General features: G+C 52.2%; 22 protein-coding genes. 17 read left to right on the top strand and 5 right to left on the bottom strand.

The annotated features are described in order from the left end of the window. The 3 genes from VJY99_RS12960 to VJY99_RS12950 all read right to left on the bottom strand — a co-directional run. Positions 1–1,176 (bottom strand): ShlB/FhaC/HecB family hemolysin secretion/activation protein (locus tag VJY99_RS12960; protein WP_324119055.1); only part of this gene is annotated, 1,176 nt, incomplete at its 3' end. A gap of 164 nt (positions 1,177–1,340) precedes the next feature. Further along, positions 1,341–2,216: a diguanylate cyclase regulator RdcB family protein gene (locus VJY99_RS12955; protein ID WP_324119053.1), complete on the bottom strand. Its 876-nt coding sequence runs from the start codon at positions 2,214–2,216 to the stop codon at positions 1,341–1,343. Next, positions 2,213–4,579, bottom strand: coding sequence for a dynamin family protein (locus VJY99_RS12950; RefSeq protein WP_324119051.1), 2,367 nt, complete (start codon positions 4,577–4,579; stop codon positions 2,213–2,215). Before VJY99_RS12950 ends, VJY99_RS12955 begins: the two co-directional genes overlap by 4 nt. Before the next feature lie 371 nt (positions 4,580–4,950). Between VJY99_RS12950 and VJY99_RS12945 the strand changes: the two genes are divergently transcribed. Further along, positions 4,951–5,286, top strand: coding sequence for a zinc ribbon domain-containing protein YjdM (locus VJY99_RS12945; RefSeq protein WP_324119049.1), 336 nt, complete (start codon positions 4,951–4,953; stop codon positions 5,284–5,286). 206 nt (positions 5,287–5,492) lie between these two features. Further along, positions 5,493–5,933, top strand: a complete 441-nt coding sequence (gene yjdN, locus VJY99_RS12940) for a VOC family metalloprotein YjdN (protein ID WP_324119047.1) — start codon at positions 5,493–5,495, stop codon at positions 5,931–5,933. A 240-nt stretch (positions 5,934–6,173) separates the two neighbouring features. On the opposite strand, the gene VJY99_RS12935 is transcribed toward yjdN, so the two are convergent. Further along, the gene (locus VJY99_RS12935) at positions 6,174–7,388 is read right to left on the bottom strand and encodes a DUF2235 domain-containing protein (protein WP_324119045.1); all 1,215 of its coding nucleotides are present in this window, start codon (positions 7,386–7,388) and stop codon (positions 6,174–6,176) included. Between the two features lie 192 nt (positions 7,389–7,580). On the opposite strand from VJY99_RS12935, the gene phnC reads away from it, so the two are divergent. The 14 genes from phnC to phnP all read left to right on the top strand — a co-directional run bounded on the left by phnC (position 7,581) and on the right by phnP (position 18,358). Next, positions 7,581–8,360, top strand: a complete 780-nt coding sequence (gene phnC, locus VJY99_RS12930) for a phosphonate ABC transporter ATP-binding protein (protein ID WP_324119060.1) — start codon at positions 7,581–7,583, stop codon at positions 8,358–8,360. A 31-nt stretch (positions 8,361–8,391) separates the two neighbouring features. After that, positions 8,392–9,408: a phosphonate ABC transporter substrate-binding protein gene (phnD, locus tag VJY99_RS12925; RefSeq protein ID WP_324119043.1), complete on the top strand. Its 1,017-nt coding sequence runs from the start codon at positions 8,392–8,394 to the stop codon at positions 9,406–9,408. A gap of 90 nt (positions 9,409–9,498) precedes the next feature. Beyond that, positions 9,499–10,281: a phosphonate ABC transporter, permease protein PhnE gene (phnE, locus tag VJY99_RS12920; protein WP_324119041.1), complete on the top strand. Its 783-nt coding sequence runs from the start codon at positions 9,499–9,501 to the stop codon at positions 10,279–10,281. 16 nt (positions 10,282–10,297) lie between these two features. Next, positions 10,298–11,023 (top strand): phosphonate metabolism transcriptional regulator PhnF, encoded by a 726-nt coding sequence (phnF, locus tag VJY99_RS12915; RefSeq protein WP_324119039.1) that lies wholly within the window; start codon positions 10,298–10,300, stop codon positions 11,021–11,023. Further along, positions 11,024–11,485 (top strand): phosphonate C-P lyase system protein PhnG, encoded by a 462-nt coding sequence (gene phnG / locus VJY99_RS12910; RefSeq protein WP_324119037.1) that lies wholly within the window; start codon positions 11,024–11,026, stop codon positions 11,483–11,485. It abuts the gene before it with no gap. After that, entirely contained in the window at positions 11,482–12,066 is a 585-nt protein-coding gene (gene phnH, locus VJY99_RS12905) for a phosphonate C-P lyase system protein PhnH (protein WP_324119035.1), read from the top strand. The genes phnG and phnH overlap by 4 nt, the downstream gene beginning before the upstream one ends. Continuing rightward, positions 12,066–13,130, top strand: a complete 1,065-nt coding sequence (locus VJY99_RS12900) for a carbon-phosphorus lyase complex subunit PhnI (RefSeq protein WP_324119033.1) — start codon at positions 12,066–12,068, stop codon at positions 13,128–13,130. The genes phnH and VJY99_RS12900 overlap by 1 nt, the downstream gene beginning before the upstream one ends. Positions 13,131–13,134: 4 nt before the next feature. Continuing rightward, positions 13,135–13,971: an alpha-D-ribose 1-methylphosphonate 5-phosphate C-P-lyase PhnJ gene (locus VJY99_RS12895; protein WP_324119058.1), complete on the top strand. Its 837-nt coding sequence runs from the start codon at positions 13,135–13,137 to the stop codon at positions 13,969–13,971. Then, entirely contained in the window at positions 13,968–14,726 is a 759-nt protein-coding gene (gene phnK / locus VJY99_RS12890; RefSeq protein ID WP_324119032.1) for a phosphonate C-P lyase system protein PhnK, read from the top strand. Before VJY99_RS12895 ends, phnK begins: the two co-directional genes overlap by 4 nt. A gap of 9 nt (positions 14,727–14,735) precedes the next feature. Then, positions 14,736–15,449, top strand: a complete 714-nt coding sequence (phnL, locus tag VJY99_RS12885) for a phosphonate C-P lyase system protein PhnL (protein ID WP_324119030.1) — start codon at positions 14,736–14,738, stop codon at positions 15,447–15,449. Then, positions 15,439–16,575, top strand: a complete 1,137-nt coding sequence (gene phnM, locus VJY99_RS12880) for an alpha-D-ribose 1-methylphosphonate 5-triphosphate diphosphatase (protein WP_324119028.1) — start codon at positions 15,439–15,441, stop codon at positions 16,573–16,575. The genes phnL and phnM overlap by 11 nt, the downstream gene beginning before the upstream one ends. After that, positions 16,575–17,162 (top strand): ribose 1,5-bisphosphokinase, encoded by a 588-nt coding sequence (phnN, locus tag VJY99_RS12875; RefSeq protein ID WP_414641594.1) that lies wholly within the window; start codon positions 16,575–16,577, stop codon positions 17,160–17,162. The genes phnM and phnN overlap by 1 nt, the downstream gene beginning before the upstream one ends. After that, the gene (phnO, locus tag VJY99_RS12870) at positions 17,155–17,622 is read left to right on the top strand and encodes an aminoalkylphosphonate N-acetyltransferase (protein WP_324119026.1); all 468 of its coding nucleotides are present in this window, start codon (positions 17,155–17,157) and stop codon (positions 17,620–17,622) included. Before phnN ends, phnO begins: the two co-directional genes overlap by 8 nt. Next, complete coding sequence (gene phnP, locus VJY99_RS12865; RefSeq protein ID WP_324119024.1) at positions 17,600–18,358, top strand: phosphonate metabolism protein PhnP; 759 nt, start codon at positions 17,600–17,602, stop codon at positions 18,356–18,358. Before phnO ends, phnP begins: the two co-directional genes overlap by 23 nt. An 87-nt stretch (positions 18,359–18,445) precedes the next feature. Here phnP and yjdP read toward each other — a convergent pair whose 3' ends face one another. Next, complete coding sequence (gene yjdP, locus VJY99_RS12860) at positions 18,446–18,808, bottom strand: DDRRRQL repeat protein YjdP (protein WP_324119022.1); 363 nt, start codon at positions 18,806–18,808, stop codon at positions 18,446–18,448. A 239-nt stretch (positions 18,809–19,047) separates the two neighbouring features. Here yjdP and VJY99_RS12855 point away from each other — a divergent pair. Continuing rightward, on the top strand, positions 19,048–19,897 hold an 850-nt coding region (locus VJY99_RS12855; RefSeq protein ID WP_324119020.1), incomplete at its 3' end, for a DUF4347 domain-containing protein.

Here is a 19,897-nt window from a genome sequence, read left to right as displayed (position 1 = left end):
CCAGGACACGCCGTGGCTAAATGTCGGGTTGAGTGTGGCAACACCGCCGAGTATTTTTTGCGTATGGTTCAGGCCAAATAGCAGGCTGGAAAGTTTGCGGCTGCTGCTGTCGAGCAGTACATCATTGAGAAAGTTATTGCTGATTTGATGCGTCAGGCCGATGGAAGCGCCCGTTTTGATATCGCCATTGCGAAATAGCACCCGAGACGCGGTAAAACGGTGTGTCTGGCTGTCGCCCGTTGATGCCCAGCCGAAGCCATTGTTATCAATGGTGCTGAGGTAATTGCTCCAGCTATAGCTGTAATCAAACAGGTTGTATCCGTAAGGAATACTCAGCCCAGCCTGCACACTCTGGGCATCATGTGAAGAAGAGAAGTCGCTACTGCGCGCACCGCTCACAAACCATTTATCCGCAATACCCAGTAGGTTATTGCCCGTAAGCGAGCCGTTGAGTTGCCCGGTGCCGGTACTTTTTTGGCCGCTGTTATCGAACCCTAGCGAAACACTGAGCGGAAACTCTGGTGTGGCGGTGAGGTTGACGATGGAATAGCCCGGTTTTTCACTGGGCAGAATTTCAATCTGCACTGGGTTGCTGCGCAAGCGGTTGATTTGTTCCATGCCCTGCTCAATGTCGCGCAAGTTGAGGATCTCACCTTCAAGCCCAGGAAATGCCATATGTAACTGACGGGATGAACTGCCTTCGATATTTATTTTTTCAAGCCGCCCTTCCAGCACCGTAATGTTTAATTCACCGCCAGACAAATCTTGCTCAGTGATAAAAGCACGGCTGGTAATATATCCTTGCTGAATATACCAATCAGATATCTCTCTCGTTAATTGAGAGATTTTATCCATACCAATACATTGACCAATATAAGAATATTTTAATTCTTCTTGTTTTTTATCGGACAGTAGCACTGAATTATTAATATTGATGGAGTGAATATTAAAACATGGCCCACGGGTAGCCGGTTCCGCCAGCACTGCGGGTTGACGGAGAGGTGCTGTACGTTGCAAATCCTCACGTTGCTGTTGATTTTGTTGCAATAAAATCTGTTGCTCATGGTGAATAAAATCACGATCGGCAGGACTCAATGGTGCAGAGAATGACGGGGAGATAAATAGAACGATACAGCACGTAAGAATGCACAGAGTATAATTATTATTAACGAACATGTATTTCTTCCATGAATAAGATGCCAGCGCAAAAGAATGAATGCGCTGGCACAATACTTAATAAAAACTCACATTGTGACGAATATGAACATATCCTTTGAACATATTCAATCCAAAATATATATATCCTGGACCTCGGTACCCATATTGTTATTTAAGCAATACTAATTAAACATTTCATCGACCATCGCACTACCCAAGCGCATTGCGGAACAAATGCGCGGCATACCGAGCGAAACTCCCATGTGTGTTTGTGTGGTGGCAAAGATAACTGGATGATTATCGCTATCACAGTCATCCCCCAGCCACGCCAGCGCTTCTTTGCTTTCCATCATGTCAGGCGTTGACGGAAACATCAGCCACTCATAGTAGTAATGACGCGTGCGAGCTGATGCATTCACATCTTGCGCTAACTGCGAGATGGCCAACGCACGCGCCTGTTCAATGAGCTCGCTTGCCTGCAACGTGCTACCAAAACGCAGCGCATCACCAAACGTGCCCCAGTACAACTCCTGCAACGCGACATAACAACGTCCGGCGGGGGAAAACGATAAATAGTGTCCAGTCTGCCAACGGGCAAAAACTTGTTCGCAATGCACGATGCCCAGATGCATGAGATCAGTACCGTTTAATTGCGCTTCCAGATTGTCGACTCGCAGCGCGAGTTGCTGTTGCACTTGAGCAGACAGCTGGCGGACTTCGTGAGCCTCGTTGTTCACCCGCGCAGAAGCGGCAGCCATGGAGCGCACAATTTCATAGACTTTAGCCATCGCCCGATGCTTTTTCGCCACGCGTTGGCAAAGCTGTCCGAGCATGGTTAGCGTGAATTCTGGCGTCTCCAATAACGCTTCGTCCGTCGCCCATTTTTGCGACTGACTCCTGCCAATAAACTCACCGGTCAGACGTTGGTAATACGCTTTGCTTTGCTGGCTATGCCACCGCTCACGCGCGACACCGCTATTTTTCGCGAAATCGACGACGAACTTCTCTGCAACACATTCCAAAGTGCGGGTTTGAGTACCGGGTAATACACTGCTCATTGCTGTTCTACCGAAAATAACGTCTGAATATCATCCCGCAACAGGCGGGTGTCCTCATGGATGTAGCGCGTGGTTCGTACGCACTGCTGGAGCTGTTTTCGCAAAGCCATTACCGCGTCTTCATTTTGCTGACGCGCCAACAAACTTTGTTGCAGATTCAGGCGTATCGCATCCAACGATTGGGAAAAATCAGCGAAGAAAGCGGTCATTCCCTCACTCACGGCGTTTTCAATTTGTACCGCCATGTTTTGATTAAGCTGCAACAGGAAACTGGAGACGTGCTGGAGCAGCTTGTGCTGGACATCAGGCAAAGAAATCACGTAGCGACTTTTCATCACGGTGTCCCCTTCCCAGCCCCACTCTTCGCTATTGAGCCAGCGCGCAACTGTGCCACGCATCCCGGTCGGGCGGCGTAATTGCGCGACAGGAATGTCTTGTTCTTCAATGAGTTCATTAAATGCTTGATTGACATTGAAATTTAATAGCCCGACATGGAACACTGGCAGGCTGATATTGGTGCGAAAACCTGCCTGGGTTAACCCTTGTGCGACACGGGCCTCAATCGGTTTTAAGGTGTTACGCAACGTATCCGCCAGTTCGACTTCCAAATAACTGAACAGGTGAATCAGCTCCTCAGTCATTTTTTCCTGGGCCGCGGTAAGGATGATTTCACATGAGGCGCGGATTCTGTGTAGCGTAATTTGCGCCGATTGCTCATCGTCAAAACTCAGTGTTTCATAGCGGCTGTCAAAGTCGATTCCCCGGCGAGTTCCCAACAACATCGACTGGCGTGTGAGTTTTTCAGGCACCGTGCCTTGCTGGAAATACTCCACAACGTTGGCATTAATTTGTTGCCCAAAACGGCGGATAAACTCCCCCATCGCTTCCACAGACTGGTTTACGTTGTTGTGCGCAGCGGTGTTTACCGACTGCTGGCTGGCAGCCGCCAGGTTCATGTCATCTTCAAGTGCCGTAATATTAAGCTGCAATTGCTCACTGGCAATACGCAGCCCCTGGCTGCGAAAATTCAGGTATTCTTCTGCACCCTGCGTGTAGTTAAGTAATTTCTGGCAGGCGGAACGCAGCGCGTACATCGAGGCGTTGGCGTGTGCAGCATGAAGCACCTTTTTGATAGGCTCGGCAAACTGCGAATCTTCCCACAGCAGATCCGCGGCACGAGCTACTGCCGTTTTATCCGCCAAATCGTCATGTTTCCAACGCCGCCCCAAAGCCGCGTCAGCAAAATCTTGCACCCAGCGATGCTCATTGGGATCCGGTAACTGTCCCTTTAATACCAGTTCATGACGCGCACGATTAGCCAGATATCCCCACATGGAAGAAACCGGGAAAACATGCTTCGGCTCAACAATGCCTTTCATTAGCGTGCCGGAAATCAACGTTTTAACTTGTTCTTCGTCGTCACCATTCCTGTCTTTTTGATCAAACTTATTCACCAGCGCGTAGAGCGGCACGGATGTACCGACGCCCAAAATCGCGTTTCGCACATCTTCATCCGAAACTGACTTCAATTGGGTGTAATCCAGTACTGCCAGCACGGCTGAAGCTTGGGTCAGTTGTTCCTGAAGCATTTTTTGCAAATGCGGCTGCCCGGCTTCATTAGGGCCGGGGGTATCTAATAAGGTCAGTTGCCCATAGCCTTCATTCATTCCAACTAAATGGACAAATTCAACTTCAATTACCGGAACATGTTCAATTGCTGCATAAGCTTTAAAAGGAAAAGCGACATCCAGGGCTTTTGATAACCGCACTAAATCATTAAGGCTTTTCAAACAATGAAAAATAGGTTGAGCACCAAGATAATGCTTAGCGAATGATTCCCCTTCGGTTATCCGGGTTAATAAACCCACCATATCCCGATCAATTTCCAGATGTTTACCCAGCGTTTCTCTGTCGGTTTGCTGCAAACGAAGTTGCAACGTTTGCATTAATTTTTCGATGGGTTGCACGTATGGAAAATGCAGCACCGGCTCACGCTGACCAGACGTGTGGCGAATCAATGTCGGTAATGCCGTCATCGGGCGGTTACGATTCGGCAGTACTTCCGTGCCAACAATGGCGTTGATGGTGGTGGATTTCCCTGCTTTTACAGTGCCTACAATAGCCAACACCATTTCCTGCTGGGTAATCTTGCGCAACTCATTTTGCAGCATGGCTTGCTGCGCCTGAATGCCGTTCGGACCAAACTTAGTCGAGACAACCGCCCCCATCTGCGATTGCTCAAAAGAATTCACGTCTTGCTGATTAGTAAAAGTGATTGTTTTTAAGGTATTAAGATTTTGCAGGGCCAGTTGCAATAACCGCTCAGCTTCCTGACTTAACTCAAATACTGCTTGTGTGTGCATAAAAAATCCTTACTTAAATCAAATCATCCGGATTTTTATAAAAATACTAATATTTATAGGCCAACTAAGTACCGGTAATTATAATTACGTGCGGAAATCAATTATTCGATGTTTTTATGATTAAGCTTATTTTTCGAAATGAAGTTATGTAATGACACAACAGAGAACGAGACAGTAGCGTATTTCAATAAGCCAATTCTGTATTTTCGTCCCGAATTTAGCAATTGATTAACGTTATAAGATATAATTATTTGCATGTCGCCTTCCCTGATAGCACAAGGCATAGTGCTGATAGTCCCCGCAAAAGTAGGGTTTTAGTGTATAATTGCGCAACTTTTGGCGGAAAACCGCTATTTTTGAGGATACTATTAATGACTCTCCCTCATTGCCCGAAATGCAATTCTGAGTACACCTACGAAGACAACGGTATGTTTATCTGCCCTGAGTGCGCGCATGAATGGAATGATGCCGAACCCGCACAAGACAGTGACCCACTGATCGTTAAAGATGCCAACGGTAACTTGTTAGCTGATGGCGATAACGTGACCGTGGTTAAAGACTTGAAAGTCAAAGGCAGTTCTTCAATGTTGAAGATTGGTACCAAAGTGAAAGGTATCCGTCTGGTTGAAGGTGACCATAACATCGATTGTAAAATTGATGGCTTTGGCCCGATGAAGTTGAAGTCTGAGTTCGTTAAAAAGAACTAAGTTAGTGTCGGATGACACTGCGCTTATCCGACCTGCAAAAGCAGTTAATACGGTGGAGAAATCCACCGTTTTTTACGCCCCCCGCCTGGCTTGCCCCTCTCCCCATGACTACACTTCTTTTGTGTATATTTTGACCAAAGTAAACCCTCAATAATTCGAGTCGCAGGTAGGCGGCAAGTATGACGGGTTTTAAAGAGGATTAAATAATGGCTATTGGCCCCTACATCTTTTTTGACGGCACCTGCGAAGAAGCTATCGCGTTTTATAAACAAGCCATCGGTGCCGAACTGCTGTTCAAAATGACTTTTGGCGAAATGCCAGAGGAGGCAGCAAACGACTCGTCAGAAGGCTGCAACAGTGGATTTAACTGGCCTGACGATAAAATCATGCACGCCAATGTTCGCATTGGTGACAATGAAGTGATGATGAGCGATGGCAATATGAGTGCTGAAAAAGTTAAGCACTCCGGCTATGCGCTGAGTCTATCCACTGAAGATGTCGCCGAAGGTAAACGTTGGTTTGATAACCTCGCCGCGGGTGGTGATGTCACCATGCCCTGGGGTGAAACGTTCTGGGCCAAAGGATTTGGCATGTTGACCGATAAGTACGGTATCCCATGGATGGTGAATGTCGAAAAACCGATGTAACCGATGTAACTGATGTAACTGATGTAACTGATGTAACTGATGTAACTGATGTAACTGATGTAACTGATTGTATGCCTAAAATAATTCAAGATTCATCGCAGCGGCAAGCAAACTCATCTCGTTGAGCTTACACAACTAAGTGATGCGGGTGAGTGAGTGTCGCCAACAAAGATGCGACTTGAAGTATGACGGGTACAGGATGCTACCGTTTGTGAATACAAGCGGTAGCATCCTGTACGCCTACCGCGCGATAGCCCAGTTAATGGGGATTGCGCCCTGTCCATGCAAATAGTCTTGTAGCGGTTCCGGCGCATACGGTCCAGGCTGCCATTCCCCGGTTATCGCCGACTGCTGCAGCAATGTAGCGTCGCCACTTAGCCGCTCGATAACCGACTGGTGCACCATCATTGATGAAGTCACCGGTGGGGGAAGGTGACGGGGCATAATGCGCAAAAACGGGGTGGGCGGATACCAATCGCAATGCAGTGGCCCAAGTGGGTCAGCAACGACAGCGCTGGGAGCAAGATGAATCCCCAAATCGTCGAGCGCATCGTGCATCCACAAATAGGCGCCATTCGACAAACTGCTGTCCTCAGGCGTTAACTGATATCCCCCGCCAACATCCTGGTGAATACCGGGAAACAGCACCTGCAAAATACGATCGCGGTTATCCCACAACACTGGCGCTAAATCGACACGCTGCTCATCAATCGCCAGCGCCTGTAGCCCGTATTTCACCCGTGGATGCAGCTCGGTATTATTAAAGCGGAAAATATTGTAGCGCTTATCAGTGAAATATTTTGGGATGCCCATCTGCCCGACCGTTTCCCACACTGCCACCGCTTCGATTGAAGCCGGACGCACAATACAAGTCGGGTCCACGCTGTCGCAAAAAAAACCCGGCAACTCGCGCACCACACTCCCTAACAGAGTCGGATTTATTTCCGGGGAATGGGCAAGATACTGCGCCCACACCGACGAGGCAAACCGCCACGCTTCATCTTTACTGCGCTGGTTTAAATTCAGCTTTTCACGACTTAATAAACCACGATCGATGATCATCTCAGCCAGAACCCGCGCGGTATAAGCACCGTGGCTAAATCCCACCAGATAGATCCTGTCCCCCGGCTGCCAATGGCGACTGATAAAGGTGTAGCCACGAATGATCGGCACGATCAAATTTGCGCCAAATGCCCCACCCAGCCGTTTTACCAAGCCATTATGCGGATCGCCCATTCCATAAATGTACTTCGCAACTTGCACAACATAGCCGCTGTTATCCGTAAGCGTTTTTTCCTGCTCATTGGCTAACAATAAACTCTGCTGATCGACAGCGCCTTTTAAATCAATAAATAGCTGATAAACATTACTGGCGATTGTTTCATCATCCGGTTTGGGTTCTACACCGGGAGCGGTCCATGTGCCATCGGCACAAAAAATAATATTCTTGCTCATTGCTACCTTCCCAATGACCGGCGGGTACCTTTAAGCAAATACAAAAAAGAAGTTCCAGACAATACGACAAATAGCTGATTAGCTTGATGACTTCCAGGCTGCGTCTCACTCTTCATCACACCGAAATTTATTCTTAACATAACCGTCACATTTCATCGTCACCATGAGGCAACTTTTTTAAGGAGCCGAATGATGCAAACAATTATTCGCGTCAACAAACTGAGCAAAACCTTCAACCAGCATCAAGCGTTGAACGCCGTTGATCTGGAGGTGAGAGAAGGTGAGATGGTTGCTCTGCTGGGGCCGTCTGGCTCAGGCAAATCTACCCTCTTACGCCACCTGAGCGGTCTGATTACTTCTGATAAATCAGCAGACTGTCAGGTTGAATTGCTTGGCCGCACCGTACAAAAAGCGGGCCGACTGGCGAGCGATATTCGCAAAAGCCGCGCCCACACCGGCTACATCTTCCAACAGTTCAATCTGGTAAATCGCCTGACAGTACTGGAAAACGTACTGATTGGCGCGCTGGGTTCCACGCCGTTCTGGCGTACCTGTTTTAACTGGTTTACTCGCGAACAAAAGCAACGCGCATTGCAAGCTCTGACCCGCGTCGGTATGGCGCAGTTTGCTTTTCAACGCGTTTCCACCCTGTCCGGTGGGCAACAACAGCGCGTGGCGATTGCCCGCGCTTTGATGCAGCAGGCGAAAGTGATTTTAGCTGATGAGCCGATTGCCTCACTCGACCCCGAATCTGCGCGCATCGTAATGGAAACGCTGCACGACATTAACCGTCTGGACGGCATTACCGTTGTGGTGACGTTGCATCAGGTGGATTACGCCCTGCGCTACTGCGAACGCATCGTCGCGCTGCGCCAGGGTCATGTGTTTTACGACGGATGCCGCTCAGCGTTCGACAACGAACGGCTGGGAAATCTCTATCGCAGCATTGCCCAAGTTGATGCGGCAGCATAAGAACACCAATCAATTAACTCAAGGATTAGTCATGAGCTACAAAGCCGTAAAAGCCTTAGCCTTTACCAGCCTGTTAAGCGTCAGTGCCCTGTTCAGCCCAGCCCATGCGGATGAACAAGAGAAATCCCTGAACTTCGGCATTATCTCTACCGAATCACAACAAAACCTCAAACCACAATGGGAACCGTTCCTAAAGGATATGGAGAAGAAGCTGGGCGTGAAAGTGAATGCTTTCTTCGCACCGGACTACGCGGGGATCATTCAGGGAATGCGTTTTAACAAAGTCGATATCGCCTGGTATGGCAACCTGTCGGCAATGGAAGCCGTCGACCGCGCTAACGGCCAGGTCTTTGCTCAAACGGTCGCAGCCGATGGTTCTCCGGGTTACTGGAGCGTGCTGATCGTTAACAAAGACAGTCCAATCAATAATCTGCAAGATCTGCTAGCAAAACGTAAAGAGCTGACCTTCGGTAACGGTGATCCCAACTCAACGTCTGGTTACCTCGTCCCGGGATACTATGTTTTCGCCAAGAACAACGTCTCTGTGAGCGAGTTTAAACGCTCAGTGAATGCTGGCCATGAAACCAACGCCCTGGCGGTTGCCAATAAGCAAGTCGACGTGGCAACCAACAACACCGAAAACCTCGAAAAACTGAAAACCTCAGCACCCGACAAACTTAAAGAGCTGAAGGTTATCTGGAAATCACCACTGATCCCGGGTGACCCCATTGCCTGGCGTAAGAATCTGTCTGAAACCACTAAAGACAAAATCTACGATTTCTTCATGACTTACGGCAAAAATGCGGAAGAAAAAGAAGTGTTGACTCGGCTGGGTTGGGCTCCGTTCCGTCCGTCAAGCGACCTGCAACTGCTGCCAATCCGCCAGCTCGCACTGTTTAAACAAATGCAGGGCGTAAAGGACAACAAAGGCCTGGATGAGAAAGATAAAACCGTCAAAGTCACCGAGTTGCAGAACCAACTTAGCGACTTGGATCGCCTGACGGCAGCACTTTCTGCGATGAGCAGTCAGAACAAAGCGGTGCAGTAATTGTTGCTGGATGACGCTCACGCAACCCTACCCGACCGTAGGGTGGATAAGCGAAGCGTCATCCGCCAAAAAAACCATACGGAGCACCTCATGCAGCAAACCATCACCGTCGCCGCACCAAAACGCAGTTGGTTTTCATTACTTAGCTGGGCGATTTTACTTTCTGTCCTCGCGGTCTCCTGGCATGGCGCGGAAATGGCCCCGCTCACGTTGATAAAAGATTCCGGGAATATGGCCACCTTCGCGGCCGACTTCTTTCCGCCTGATTTCAGCCAATGGCGTGACTATCTGGCTGAAATGTCTATCACCCTACAAATCGCCGTTTGGGGCACCGCACTGGCCATCGTACTTTCCATTCCCTGCGGCCTGATGTGTGCCGACAACCTGGTGCCATGGTGGGTTTACCAACCGATGCGAAGAGCGATGGACGCCTGCCGCGCCATCAACGAAATGGTTTTTGCGATGCTGTTCGTGGTCGCCGTTGGTCTTGGCCCTTTTGCCGGTGTTCTGGCGTTGTTCATCCACACCACTGGCGTGCTCTCCAAACTGCTTTCTGAAGCGGTGGAAGCTATCGAACCGGGTCCCGTTGAAGGGATTCGTGCCACGGGCGCGAACAAACTTGAAGAAATCCTCTACGGCGTACTCCCGCAAGTGATGCCACTGCTTATCTCCTACTCGCTGTACCGTTTTGAGTCGAACGTCCGTTCGGCAACGGTGGTTGGCATGGTGGGCGCAGGCGGGATTGGTGTGACGTTATGGGAAGCGATTCGCGGATTCCAGTTCCAGCAAACCTGTGCGCTGATGGTCATCATCATCGTCACCGTGAGCCTGCTGGATTTCATGTCACAACGACTGCGTAAGCACTTCATTTAACGAGGCGTTGACACCAATGAACCTATCCAGACATCCGACCAGTTACCCAACGCGTTATCAGGAAATCGCCGCCCTACTCGAACAAGAGCTGCGTAAAAATTACCGCTGTGGCGACTACTTACCCGCTGAAAGCCAACTGGCAGCACGTTACGAGGTTAATCGCCACACGCTGCGCCGCGCCATCGACCAACTGGTAGAAAAAGGTTGGGTACAGCGTCGCCAGGGAATTGGTGTGTTGGTCCTGATGCGCCCATTCGACTATCCGCTGAACGCGCAAGCACGCTTTAGCCAGAACCTGCTAGACCAGGGCAGCCACCCCACCAGCGAACGCTTACTCGCGGTATTGCGCCCGGCCTCAAGCCACGTAGCTGATGCGCTGGGCGTCACCGAGGGTGACAACATTATCCATCTGCGCACCTTGCGTCGCGTTAACGGGATCGCGGTGTGCCTGATTGACCACTACTTTGCCGACCTTTGCTGGTGGCCCGCGCTGCAACAGTTTCACAGCGGTTCGCTACACGACGTTATTGAGCAACAGCTTGGCATCAACCTCAAACGTACACAGACACGCATCAGCGCCCGTCGCGCCCAGGCCAAAGAAAGCCGCCTGCTGGAAATCCCCAATATGGCTCCGCTGCTTTGTGTACGCACGCTTAACCACCGTGAAGACCAGATCAATCCGGCGGAATACTCCGTCAGCTTGACCCGCGCCGACATGATTGAATTCACCATGGAGCACTAAATGGACGCACCACATTTTGATGTCGCACAACGCCAACAGTGGATGTCCGTGCTCGCCCACAGCCTGCCACAAGAACTGGCCGCACTTTGGGTGGAACTGAAACTTAACCCTGAATATCAAGTGATTCGTCAGTCCGAAATCGGACTTGTACAAATCCAGGCTCGCATGGGCGGCACCGGGAAACGTTTTTTTGCCGGTGACGCCTCCCTGACCCGCGCCGTGGTGCAGCTCGCCGATGGCACTTACGGTTACAGCTACTTATTAGGGCGCGATAAAGCCCACGCCGAGCTTTGCGCCGTCATCGACGCGCTGATGCAGGAAAAAGTTCGATTCCGGACTTTACAAGAAACTTTAATTGCGCCGTTAGCAGCAAACCGTGAACAGCGCCTGGCCACCCGCCGCACACAAATTAATAGCAGCCGAGTCGACTTCTTCACTCTGGTTCGCGGAGATAACGCATGACCCTAATGACCGCTTTTAACCTGCCTGTGCAGGATGCCCAACAGAGCTTCCGTCGACTGCTTAAAGCGATGAGTGAGCCGGGCGTTATCGTGGCACTCCACTCGCTGCACCATGGCTGGAAACCGTTGAGCATTGCCTCCACCAGCGTGCTGCTGACGCTTGCTGATAACGACACTTCGGTGTGGATTAGCGAGGCGTTAAGCAATGACGTGGTGCTGCAAAATGTCCGATTCCATACAAATTCACCCATCTCCTTGACTCCAGAGCACGCACAATTTGCCGTTGCCGATGCCGAAATCACCGCCGATCAACTTAACGCACTGGCACAGGGAACGGACGTCGCCCCAGACACCAGCGCGACGCTGATTTTGCAAGTGCCGAGTCTGAGCGGTGGCCGCATGTTGCGCCTGACGGGCGCGGGGATTCGTGAAGAACGAATGATTGCCCCGCAACTGCCTGATTGCGTCATTCACGAACTGACCGAGCGCCCGCACCCCTTCCCGCTTGGCATCGATTTAATCCTCACCTGCGGCGAACGCTTGTTGGCTATCCCTCGCACCACGCATGTGGAGGTGTGCTGATGTACGTCGCCGTCAAAGGGGGGGAAAAGGCGATTACCGCCGCCCACGCACTTCAGGAACATCATCGCCGGGGCGACGCCACGCACCCGGAACTGAGCGTCGCGCAAATCGAGCAACAGCTTGGCCTGGCAGTCGACCGCGTGATGACCGAAGGCGGCATTGCTGACCGTGAACTGGCCGCTCTGGCTATCAAACAAGCCAGCGGCGATATGGTTGAAGCCATCTTTTTGTTGCGTGCCTATCGCACCACCTTGCCGCGCCTGGCGGTGAGCGAGCCGCTAAACAGTGCCGGGATGCGTTTAGAGCGCCGCATTTCCGCCGTCTATAAAGACGTTCCGGGCGGCCAGTTACTTGGCCCGACCTACGATTACACCCACCGTCTGCTGGATTTCACCTTACTGGCCAATGGTGAAGCACCGTTGCTTAAAACCGCTGACGATAACGCCGAACCCTCACCCCACGTATTCAGCCTGCTGGCAAAGCAAGGGCTGGCAAGAGCCGAAGAAGACAACGGCGAACAGCCTGATGACATCACGCGCCAGCCGCCGGTTTACCCCTGTTCCCGCTCCTCGCGCCTGCAACAGCTGGTGCGCGGCGACGAAGGTTATTTGCTGGCACTCGCCTACTCCACGCAACGCGGTTACGGGCGCAATCACCCGTTCGCCGCGGAGATCCGCAGCGGCTATATCGATGTGGAAATCACGCCAGAAGAGCTAGGTTTTACGGTAAACGTCGGCGAACTGATGATAACTGAGTGCGAAATGGTCAACGGATTTGTCGCACCCGTTGATGAAGCGCCGCACTTCACTCGCGGTTACGGGCTGGTGTTCGGCATGAGCGAGCGCAAAGCGATGGCAATGGCGCTGGTTGACCGCGCGCTGCAAGCCCCGGACTACGACGAAACCCTAGCAGGCCCCGCGCAGGACGAGGAGTTTGTGCTGGCGCACGCCGACAACGTCGAAGCCGCCGGTTTTGTCTCCCACCTGAAACTGCCGCATTACGTCGATTTCCAGGCTGAACTGGAACTGCTCAAACGCCTGCAAAAGGAACGTCATCGTGACTAAGGCACTGACTGGCTACAACTTTGCTTATCTTGATGAGCAAACCAAACGTACACTGCGTCGCGCCATTCTGAAAGCTGTGGCTATCCCCGGTTACCAGGTGCCGTTCGGTGGGCGCGAAATGCCGATGCCTTATGGTTGGGGTACGGGCGGCATTCAGATAACCGCAAGCGTCATTGGCGAACACGACGTGCTGAAGGTTATCGACCAGGGCGCAGATGACACCACTAACGCCGTATCCATTCGTAACTTCTTCAAGCGTGTCACGGACGTGGCGACCACCGAATCCACTGCCGATGCGACGCTTATCCAGACGCGCCACCGCATCCCGGAAACGCCACTGACTGAAGATCAGATCCTGATTTTCCAAGTCCCTATTCCAGAACCACTGCGCTTTATTGAACCCCGTGAAACCGAAACCCGCACCATGCACGCGCTGGAAGAGTACGGCGTGATGCAGGTAAAACTCTACGAAGACATCGCCCGTTTTGGCCACATCGCCACCACTTACGCCTATCCGGTCAAAGTGAATGATCGCTATGTGATGGACCCGTCACCCATTCCGAAATTCGATAACCCGAAAATGGACATGATGCCTGCGCTGCAACTGTTCGGTGCCGGGCGTGAAAAACGCATCTACGCGGTGCCGCCGTATACCCGCGTTGAGAGCCTCGATTTTGACGACCACCCGTTTACCGTTCAGGAGTGGGATGAGCCTTGCGCAATTTGCGGCTCGCACCACAGCTACCTGGATGAAGTGGTACTCGACGATGCGGGCAACCGCATGTTCGTCTGCTCCGATACCGATTTCTGCCGCCAGAACAGCGAGGCTGCAAGCCAATGACTCAACCGTTACTTTCCGTGAATAACCTGACGCACCTTTATGCTCCTGGCAAAGGGTTCAGCGACGTTTCATTCGAGCTTTATCCTGGCGAAGTACTGGGCATTGTGGGCGAATCAGGCTCTGGCAAAACCACATTGCTGAAATCGATTTCGGCACGCCTCGCACCGCAAAACGGTGAAGTCATTTACCTGGATTCGTCGCTCTACGACATGAGCGAAGGCGAACGCCGCCGCCTCCTGCGCACCGAATGGGGCGTGGTACATCAACATGCCATGGACGGCCTGCGCCGCCACGTTTCGGCGGGCGGCAACATTGGCGAGCGTTTGATGGCAACCGGTGCGCGCCATTACGGCGACATTCGCGCCACCGCTCAGCGCTGGTTAGAAGAAGTGGAAATCCCTGCCTCGCGCATCGACGACTTACCGACAACCTTTTCAGGCGGTATGCAGCAACGCCTGCAAATCGCCCGCAACCTGGTGACACACCCCAAATTGGTGTTTATGGACGAGCCAACCGGCGGGCTGGACGTTTCAGTGCAGGCGCGTTTACTCGATTTGCTGCGGGGACTGGTGCGCGAGCTGAATCTGGCCGTGGTGATTGTCACCCACGATTTGGGCGTTGCCCGTTTGCTGGCAGACCGCCTGCTGGTGATGAAACAGGGGCAAGTGGTTGAAAGCGGTCTGACTGACCGCGTTCTGGACGACCCGCACCACCCGTATACCCAATTGCTTGTTTCCTCCGTTCTTCAGAATTAGGTGCGCACGATGACCAGATTACGGGTTGAAAACCTGAGCAAAACCTTTGTGTTACACCATCAGCACGGCATTCGTTTACCGGTGCTGGCGAATGCCACTCTGGAGGTAAAATCAGGCGAATGTGTGGTGCTGCACGGTCATTCCGGTAGCGGAAAATCCACGTTACTGCGTTCGCTGTACGCTAACTATTTACCGGATAGCGGCCATATCTGGGTCAAGCATAACGACCAATGGCTCGACATTGTGCAGGCTCCGGCGCGTGAAGTGCTTGCGGTGCGCCGCCAGACCATCGGCTGGGTCAGCCAGTTTTTGCGCGTCATCCCGCGAATTTCAGCTTTAGAGGTGGTGATGCAGCCCTTGCGGGATTTAGGGGTATCGCGTGACGTCTGTGAAGACAAAGCGTCAATGTTACTCACCCGCCTGAATGTCCCGGAACGTCTGTGGAACCTCGCACCATCAACCTTTTCAGGTGGCGAGCAACAGCGGGTCAACATCGCCCGGGGTTTTATCGTTGATTACCCGATTTTGCTGCTTGATGAACCGACAGCCTCGCTGGATGCGAAAAACAGTGCCGCGGTCGTTGCGCTGATTCTGGAAGCCAAAGCACGCGATACGGCGATCGTCGGGATCTTCCACGATGAAGGTGTGCGCAACCAGGTCGCAGACCGCTTGCACAATATGGCAACCCCTATGGCAACCATTGAGGCTGAAAATGATCATTAATCACGTCAAACTGGTGCTGGACAATGAAGTGGTGAGTGGCTCACTGGAAGTGGCCGACGGGGTGATTCGTAATTTTGCCGATAGCCCAAGTCAGTTACCCCAGGCGCAAGATGGCGAAGGAGGCTGGTTGCTGCCGGGGCTTATCGAGCTGCACACCGATAACCTCGACAAATTCTTCACGCCGCGCCCAAAAGTTGACTGGCCTGCGCATTCCGCAATGAGCAGCCACGACGCGCTGATGGTAGCGAGCGGCATTACCACCGTGCTGGACGCCGTAGCCTTGGGCGATGTGCGTGATGGCGGTGACCGTCTGGAAAACTTAGCGAAGATGATCAACGCAGTGATGGACAGCCAGGCACGCGGTATCAACCGCGCCGAGCACCGCTTGCATCTGCGTTGCGAACTGCCTCATCACACAACACTTCCGCTGTTACAGCAGTTGATCGATAGCGAAGGCGTGTCGCTGGTGTCGTTGATGGACCACTCGCCGGGCCAGCGTCAGTTTTCAAACCTGGTGAAATATCGCGAATATTACCAAGGAAAATACTCACTTAGCGACGCCGAGATGAACAGCTACGAAGTTGAACAACTGGCGCTGGCCGAACGCTGGTCTCAACCAAACCGCCTGGCAATTGCTGCTGAGTGCCGTGCCCGTAATATCCCCCTTGCCAGCCACGATGACGCCACTTCCGCGCATGTGGTGGAATCTCATGAATTGGGCAGCGTTGTCGCCGAATTCCCGACAACCCTTGAAGCAGCCTTTGCCTCGCGCCAGCATGGTTTAAGTGTGCTGATGGGTGCTCCGAATATTGTGCGAGGCGGCTCGCATTCCGGGAATGTGTCGGCAAGTCTGCTGGCTCAGGTCGGCCTGCTGGATATTCTCTCTTCGGATTATTATCCGGCAAGCCTGCTGGACGCGGCTTTCCGTGTAGCTCACGACGAAAGCAACAGCATCACCTTGCCGCAAGCCGTGGCGCTGGTGACGCGCAACCCTGCTCGCGCCCTGAATCTGGATGACCGTGGCGTACTGGCGGAAGGCAAACGCGCCGACATGGTGCTGGCGCATCAACATGGCGACCACGTCCACGTCGGCCACGTCTGGCGCCAGGGAATACGGGTGTTCTGATGAGTAAAATAGTCTGGTTGATGGGGCCGTCTGGCTCCGGGAAAGACAGCCTGCTGAGTGCACTCCGTCAGCAGGAGTATAATCAGCTACTGGTGGCGCATCGCTACATTACCCGCCCTTACGATGCGGGCTGTGAAAACCATATCGCATTGAGTGAGAAGGAGTTCACTCAGCGCCAGAGACAAGGGTTGTTCGCGCTGTGCTGGCAGGCGCATCACCAACGTTATGGCGTGGGAATTGAGCTGGATATCTGGCTCGATTCAGGCTTCGATGTCGTGGTGAATGGCTCACGCCAGCATTTGGCACAAGCGCGGGCGCGTTATGGCGAAGCGCTGGTGCCGATTTGCCTGCATGTCTCAACCGACGTGTTGCGCAAGCGACTTGAGCAACGCGGGCGCGAAAACGCCCAGCAAATCGAGCAACGCCTGCAACGCGCGACCATCTCAGCTCCGGATTTGGATAATTGCCTGGTACTGAATAACGATGGCAGCCTCGCGGAGGCTGTCCTATCGTTTATGCGTCTGGTCGAAAGCCAGCGCAATACCAATATTGTCCACTTCCCGTCGAAGGAGCCTCGCCATGTCTGAAACTATCGAATTACGCCCTGCCTCACTTGACGATAGCGATGCCGTCTACGCTTTGATTGGCGAGCTGAAGCAGGCGGAATTTGACCGCCATGCATTTAACGTGGGGTTTGCGGCAAACCTCCAGGATCACAACTTGTGTTATCAACTCGCTGAGCTAAATGGCGAGGTCGTGGGCATGGTGAGTTTGCATATGCAGTTTCATCTGCACCACGTGAACTGGGTGGGGGAAATTCAGGAATTAGTGGTGATGCCACAGGCGCGTGGCTACGGTATTGGCAGCAAATTGTTAGCATGGGCGGAAGAAAAGGCGCGCGTGGCTGGCGCAGAACTCACCGAGCTTTCCACCAGCGCCAAACGCCTCGACGCCCATCGTTTCTACCAGCGTGAAGGGTATCAGCCCACTCATTTTCGTTTTACCAAAGCCGTGGAGACATACCATGAGCCTGACGTTAATACTTAGTGGTACTGGCGGTGCACAATTAGTTCCCGCCTTTGGCTGTTCTTGTGCCGCCTGCGAGCGGGCTCGCAATCATCCACAACATCGCCGCAAGCCTTGCAGCGCAGTGGTGAAGTTCAACGAGGCGGTGACGCTGCTGGATGCGGGTATTCCTGATTTGATGGACAGATGGCAGCCAGGGGAATTTCAGCAATTTTTGCTGACCCACTACCATATGGATCACGTGCAGGGTTTGTTCCCGCTGCGTTGGGGCGTGGGTGAGAAGATCCCCGTTTACGGCCCTACCGATGAACAAGGCTGTGACGATCTATTTAAACATCCGGGCATTCTGGATTTCAGCCATACACTACAACCGTTTGTGGGCTTTACCCTACAAGCGCTGCGCGTGACGCCTATGCCGCTCAACCATTCAAAACTCACACTCGGTTATCTGTTCGAGACACCGCACAGCCGTGTCGCATGGTTAAGCGATACCGCCGCTCTGCCGGATAAGACACTGAAGTTTCTGGCAAACAATAAACCGCAGGTTATCGTGATTGATTGCAGCCACGAACCGAGAGCGCAAACGCCTAACAACCATTGCGATTTGAATACCGTCGTCGCGATGAATGAATACATCGGCTGCCCGCGAGTGATCCTCACGCACATCAGCCATCAGTTTGATTGCTGGATGATGGAAAACGAACTACCAAAAGGGTATGAAGCCGGGTTTGACGGGATGGTAATTCGGGTGGATTAGGGTCGGATAACACCGCAACCTAACACAAGAAATGCGAAATATTTCCGGCAAACGACCATTCCAGAACCCAACTCGCAGAATGCAAAATTACCGATAATCTTCATCCAGACGGCGTTCGTCGTCTTCGAGCTGGCGACGTTGATTATCTAACTGGCGTTGCTGCTCATCCAACTGGCGACGCCGGTCTTCAAGTTGCCGCTGGCGGTCTTCGTACTGGTGTCGATCATCCTCGTTGCGGCGTTGATTTTGGTCGTCCCAATTGCGATCGTTGCTGTCATCGCGGTTATCGCCGTTATCGCCGTTATCGCCGTTCGGCTTATAAGCATCGTTAATCGCCTGCGAAATTGAGCTGACAACAGAATTATCAAACAAACCATCCAGCGTGTCGGCGTGGGCAAATGTCGTCATGGTCAAGGTGCCAAGCAGCAGCACAGTAGAGTATCGATTCATAAGTCCGCCAGATGAGAATTAACTCTGAAAACGATAGGGGAAGTCCGCTCACGTCAACAGCGGAGGATTCTCAATTATTTCCCTAACACAGCAGCCACCAAAAGACATATAATAACTAAGTGTATTTACATAAAAATACACTTCGAAACACTTGTAACCCTACGCACCTGGCACATTTATGCTTTGTAAGTTGCATGTATTTTTACTGTTTTTACCCCGCAGTTGCTAAGAGTAATGCTTTGACCATACAACGAAACGATAATCCTACCCGCCCTCGTCATCACCGCTTCGCTCTTGAGTCGCGCCAGTTATTCGATGGCGCAGCCGTCGCTGAAGCTGCTAATCATGCGGATAATCCATTAGATGCGCCGCATCGCAGCAACGCACCAGACGCGTCGAAAGCGGTATTTGTGCCTCCCGCACCGGTTCCGGCGCCCGCATCAATCACAGCTCCCGCTCCGGTCGATGCCCCTGCGGCACATGAAGTTTATGTCGTGGATAGCCACGTGCAGAACTGGCAATCCCTGGTCAGTCAATTGCCCGCAGCAAGCCGTGTCGTCGTTCTGGACGCGCAGCACGCTGGCCTTGAGCAAATGAATGAAGCGCTAAAGAACGATAAAAATATCACCGCGATTCATATCATCAGCCATGGCGCCAGCGATGAAATCACACTGGGTAGCGACAAACTTAACTCTCAAACGATTGGGCAATATCAGCAACAGTTAGAGAAGCTTGGCGAAAAGCTCACCCCTGACGGCGATATTTTGCTGTATGGCTGCAACGTCACATCACAAGACATCACTCTGATTACCCGTATGGCGGATTACACCCATGTAGATGTTGCGGCTTCCAGTGACAAAACAGGCAATGCGGCTCATACCGGGGACTGGACGCTGGAATCCCATATCGGTGTCATCGAAACACGGTCGTTGTCACTGGCCTACGATGGCGTGCTGCAAGCACCAAAAATCACCGCCAGCGGGTCGGATATGGTGGTTTCAGAACCCAGTATGTTGCGTCCGGGTGAGGAAACCGGCAATTTCAGAGGTATTACGCTTAACGTCAGTGATGAGAACGTGACGATCAGCG

It is taken from the genome of Buttiauxella sp. (assembly GCF_035271705.1).
In the GTDB taxonomy this organism is placed as follows: Bacteria; Pseudomonadota; Gammaproteobacteria; order Enterobacterales; family Enterobacteriaceae; genus Buttiauxella.
The sequence above is the reverse complement of the archived record's forward strand: the minus strand, read 5'-3'. Positions and strand labels throughout refer to the sequence as shown.